Annotated in this window: 6 protein-coding genes and 1 pseudogene; 2 read left to right on the top strand and 5 right to left on the bottom strand. The window is 34.8% G+C overall.

All coding sequences use genetic code 11. The features are described 5' to 3' along the window. A pseudogene (locus I2483_RS18910) lies at positions 1-251 on the top strand (IS5/IS1182 family transposase); the annotation flags it as partial. A gap of 373 nt (positions 252-624) precedes the next feature. On the opposite strand, the gene I2483_RS18905 reads toward I2483_RS18910, so the two are convergent. Beyond that, on the bottom strand, positions 625-1,020 hold the full coding sequence (locus I2483_RS18905) for a hypothetical protein (RefSeq protein WP_207278608.1): 396 nt from the start codon (positions 1,018-1,020) through the stop codon (positions 625-627). A 43-nt stretch (positions 1,021-1,063) separates the two neighbouring features. After that, a complete protein-coding gene (locus tag I2483_RS18900; protein ID WP_207151624.1) occupies positions 1,064-1,831 on the bottom strand; it encodes a hypothetical protein in 768 nt (255 codons plus the stop codon). Between the two features lie 589 nt (positions 1,832-2,420). On the opposite strand from I2483_RS18900, the gene I2483_RS18895 reads away from it, so the two are divergent. Further along, positions 2,421-2,789: a tyrosine-type recombinase/integrase gene (locus I2483_RS18895; RefSeq protein ID WP_207151625.1), complete on the top strand. Its 369-nt coding sequence runs from the start codon at positions 2,421-2,423 to the stop codon at positions 2,787-2,789. 371 nt (positions 2,790-3,160) lie between these two features. Here I2483_RS18895 and I2483_RS18890 read toward each other — a convergent pair whose 3' ends face one another. From I2483_RS18890 to I2483_RS18880, 3 genes are read right to left on the bottom strand one after another with little or no spacing between them, the layout of a single operon-like run. Beyond that, positions 3,161-3,511 (bottom strand): EAL domain-containing protein, encoded by a 351-nt coding sequence (locus I2483_RS18890; protein ID WP_207151658.1) that lies wholly within the window; start codon positions 3,509-3,511, stop codon positions 3,161-3,163. 56 nt (positions 3,512-3,567) lie between these two features. Beyond that, positions 3,568-4,245 (bottom strand): hypothetical protein, encoded by a 678-nt coding sequence (locus I2483_RS18885; protein ID WP_207151626.1) that lies wholly within the window; start codon positions 4,243-4,245, stop codon positions 3,568-3,570. 16 nt (positions 4,246-4,261) lie between these two features. After that, positions 4,262-4,906, bottom strand: coding sequence for an ABC transporter ATP-binding protein (locus tag I2483_RS18880; protein WP_207151627.1), 645 nt, complete (start codon positions 4,904-4,906; stop codon positions 4,262-4,264). Between the last annotated feature and the right edge of the window lie 120 nt (positions 4,907-5,026).

Genomic DNA, 5,026 nt, shown 5'->3' with positions numbered 1-5,026 from the left:
TCTCTACAGACTTACGATTTAAAGTTGATTGTGGGTTCTTGGTATCAGATGAAATCCCATCCGAAGCTTCTTATTCACGTATGATCACATTGATTAGCGAATCTGATGCGTTAGAAATTGTTCAAGGAAGCCTACTTCTTCAGGCGATATCAGAAGGTTCCGTCTCAGATGAAACGATAGCCATTGATGCAACGCATGTAGAAGCACGTGTTCGCGCTCCATGTAAATCAGATAAGGTTGAAAAAGAACCCGGAAATTGGTACTATTTTCTATTGTGGTTTTTTGTATAAAGTCTAAATCGTGGTCATAATGCTCTACAATATGTTCAAACACATTACGTATAATTGATAACTGGCAAATTCACCACGGTTCCTCTTTTATGGTGAACTTTTACTAAGAAATCAGATACCGAGACTTTTTCACTATTATCGATGGGACCTTTCTCACATTATCTCCTCCCCTTCTACAAGACTACTATAAAAGGTGGAAATCTATTAAATATTGCTCGTATGTATTGGGGGTGGTAAGAGGGGTTATGTCGCATGCCCCCCTCTTACCACCCCCTCATATATACTAACTTCGCATGACATAGTTGTATATATAATACTATGACATCTAAATTATTTAATTTATTTTCTTTAATTCGATAGTTTCTTCCTTTTCTCCCCATGTAATGGAAACTTTAAAGGAATCATCTTTAACACCTGGACGAGTTTCACTCAAACAACTTGATGATGAATGATTAGCTTCACCATTTTCGTCCAATATAAGGTTCAATTCGCAACCGGCATCATTAATGGATTTCGAAGAAAATGTTAGTTCTTTTTGAATATCTTCCCCAAGATATCGAATATCGATATCTTGTATTCCTATTTCATCTTGGTTTTGGTTTATTTTATAAACTATTTTCCAATTATCTGTCGATCCTTCATAGAGTAATTTTTTTTCTGCACAGCCTACTAAAAATAATATAACTAGTAGTAAACAAAATAGTAAATTATAATTCCGCTTCCGCTCCATTTTCATTCAACACCTTTTGGAAGTTCTGCTTTCCGATAAATTTTTAAAATGTCATATTATGGTCAAATTCAAATACCCAATTACTAGAACCCCTAGTAAGCGTCACTTTCGGTTTAGCTCCAAATATCGAACTACCTCCTCTAAAAATTGAAACCCACCCATAGGAAGCTACGTTAATATCATAAGAGTGCGAAACACTTTCAGTCTTAGTAGGATTAACTAACCCACCACCTCCTATAGGATAACCAAGTTGATTTAATTTTACACTTCTATTAGAGAAAGTTATACCTGAAGTCAAAGCCTGCCATGTTCCAGTTTGCCTGCTCCATTTATAATATTGGTTACCAGAATCATCCGTTACTACTGTATAGTGCATAGTTGTTATTCCAGTTGCGGAAAATGTTGAGTCACTTTTGTCACCACTAGTCGAAGTACCTCCTGCTGCGAGAGTACCAGCTGTTGCTTCTAAATCATCTTCAGTAATAGGTACAAAATAAGTAGTTGCATAACTTGTTATTTCGTTCCCATCAGCGTCAATAATTTTTTCCAATAATTCAGTCGTTTCTAAAATGTCAATTTCAATTGACCTATCTTTTTCTACACTATTTAATACACCTTTCTGTTTAATATTATTAATTCTTTTGTCTGTTACCCCTTTCTTTGCTCTTTCAAACAATAATTGATTATCTTCAATTTTTTCTTTTTTATAAACTGTTACACCTCCCTCTGAAAAGTTACTTGCATAAGATTTTTCCGTATTAACTAGAAAAATAGCGAGAAATAATGAACCTAGCAAAATCAATTTCTTCATCTTCAACACCCCTTTTTTTAATTAAGGTTAATTTCATCAATAAACCTTATATACAAAACATACACTAAAATACAAATAATAACAATATTTTTTCATAATTATTAAAATATTCCATATCATTAGTTAATTTAGACAAATATAGCCATATTATTCAAGAAGTATATATATAAATACATCTCAGGTATTTCGCTTTGGAAAAGTGGAGCAGTTAGTACATCATTTGTACGAATAGCAGTTATAATTTCTCCGTAAATCGCTTCCCCTTTCCTTCTTCTCCTTCAGTTAATACACAAAACAACGCAATTTTTTCTAGCGGAAGGGGTAATACTGACTGTATCTAGCTTATTTCCTTTACGTAACGCGTTAATATCTCCTTTACGATAATCGACATCTGTGACTTGCAAGCCGGCCAATTCATTCACGCGTATACCGCTGCCTTGAAACAGAGATATATTGCGGTAATGAATGTTGTAGAAGATTTACACCAAGTAAATGCAAATAATATCGGCTGGTTTTCAAATTCGCAACATTGTTGTGACCTCCTTACCTCACCGAGAGCTAATCGAATCTATGTTAGGGGGAACGAAATGTGCTAGCCATCAGCAGGTTACTCATAGCTGCTCCAACAGAATATAAACCAGACTCCAAGAATCTATTTGTCTTCTTAACCAAGTACGCTGGACAAGCCAATCCTATAGCAGTGGAGACCATTCAAAAGTTGATCGGTAAGTATTCACAAACCTTTCTCTCAGGTAAGTGTCTAAGCCCTCATAAGCTGCGCCATTCGTTTTCCAAGAAATGGTTGGATGAAGGCGGCAGCTTGGTCGGACTACGTGACCAATTAGGGCACAACACCATCGCAACGACTGTTCTATACACGAATTTATCACAAGAAGAACAGAGAGAGATTCTCAAAAAAATGGATGATTCCCCCAGAATGAGTGATCATACTGAATAGATAAAATGAACTTTAGTACGCTGTTGTATTAATACCATCTGTCTAGTGACAATAATGTTGTTTAAAAGTGTGATTTAAAGACACACAAAGGAGGAGATAACCCGATTAAGAATAGGGTACTAGTATATGGTTACAACAAATTTATTGTCACTAAACAACAACATTCGCATTTAATATTTAAGGTTCAGAAAAAAATATTGACCACAATTTTCGAATAAAGCAAAACACCTAACGTTGTCACCTCCTTTCAAATAATTCGGTTGTTTCTTATTTCATTTATACCAATCAAATTTAATCAGTTAAATACGGATGCTGTTATTTATACCTTCGAATTGAAAAGCACCTTTTAATGTCGACAAAAATAAGTCGACTTAAAAGGTGCTTCCCTCTAAGGAGTGATCCGTAATATACTGTGCTAACGCTCCTGCCCTCATGGGTCTTGCTTCCAAATAGCCTTGATATGTATCGCACCCAAGACTTATATAAAACTCTTTTTGTTTCACATTTTCTATTCCTTCTATTATTATATTCAACTTTAGAGACTGAGCCATTTCTACAGTCTTTTTTATAAAAGATGTATATTTTGGTTGATCAATATAGCTTGTGAAAAACTGGTCCAACTTTACACCCTCTACTACTAAACTTAGCAAGTAACTAATAAAAGAACACCCTCCGAAGTCATCAATATATATCTTGTGTCCCCTATTCTGAAGCTTCCGGATAAAATGGTACTGCTACCGAAGAAACAATGCTCCATCTTCTCGCGAAGCAAATACTATCAATGATATTTTTTTTCCACTATTTTTTTGATTTCAATATAATTTTGAAGAGAGCCTTTCTCCCTTGTTAGGATTTCACTATCTACTACTTCTTTATAAGTAGCCTCATCATTAGTTATCACTTCAGGGTTCCAATTTGACTTAATTGGTATCTTTCCATATAGCTCTGACACCGGTAAAAATGAACTATTTTCGTCTTTAGATAGTTTATATCCCTTTGGACTTTTGAGAGACTGAAGAAAGAGTATATATTCCCTCCCCTCTTGCATAAGCTGATAACCGCCAGTTGAGTAGCTTCCGGTATTTGGATTATCCATGTATGGCCAGAAAAATGCAGGTTCATATAGAAGAATTTCATTAGTATGTAATTTCCCTTTTAAGACTTCTTCAACATAAACTTTTGTTAGCGTAGCTCTTGTAACTTTTTCACGTACGTTAATCATTTTTGCTTTAATAACTAATTCGGATGCATCTACTAACTCTTCGAAATTTGTTAAATTATTCTCGAAATATGGATTATCCTTAATATCAGTATATAAACCCACATTATAACCATAATAATTTTCAATATTATCAATGGACAAATCATCTACAAAAGATCCTTTTGTAACAAGACTCACTCCTACTGCACTCAAAACAACTACTGCAATAATAGCAATGAATATTTTATTTTTCATCTTTGTAACTCCTTTTTCATATCAATACAGCTTCCTTAATTTTTCCACTATCCATTTGATACGTCACATCTGCGAGTAGTCTAATATCATCTTTATTGTGACTAGCTATTAGTACGATTGCTCCTCGCTCTTTTTCTCTAACAAGAATATCGCGAACGAGTTCAACAGCTTCCTCATCTAATGCGTTTGTTGGTTCGTCAAAAACGATTAAATCTGGTTTTTCCATAATGCCTTGAGCAACAGCCAGTCTCTGACGCATACCAAGAGAATATTTTTTAACAGGCCTTTTATCATCAGGGTCTAAACCAACGCTAATGAGCGAGTCACGAATATCTTTCGTAGACGCCTTTTTTTGAATACTAGCCAACATTCTTAAATTTTCTGTTCCACTAAATTCATTCCAAAAAGCAGGTGTTTCAATAATAACCCCTACGCTCGGTGGAAATGAGATGTCTTTATGTAGTCGTAAATTGTTATAGTAAACAGATCCAGTAGTCGGTTTTAAAAGCCCACAAATAACTCGAAATAACATTGTTTTCCCAGATCCATTACGCCCAAAGATTCCATAGATTTTCCCGCTCTCAAATTCAATAGAAACATTAGTTAACACGTTTTCATTTTTAATTTGTTTAGTAACATTGTCTAAAAATACCTTATTCATATTATCCCTCCTCGTATATTAGTAGTAAGAGCTCTTTCCGATAGAATTTCCAGTTGATCCGGACTGCTGGAGAGTCTGTTGGATTTCCTATAGGAAACGGTTGCCTTTTGGCTTCCTCAC

Source organism: Sporosarcina sp. E16_3, assembly GCF_017347125.1.
GTDB lineage: Bacteria > Bacillota > Bacilli > Bacillales_A > Planococcaceae > Sporosarcina.
The sequence above is the reverse complement of the archived record's forward strand: the minus strand, read 5'-3'. Positions and strand labels throughout refer to the sequence as shown.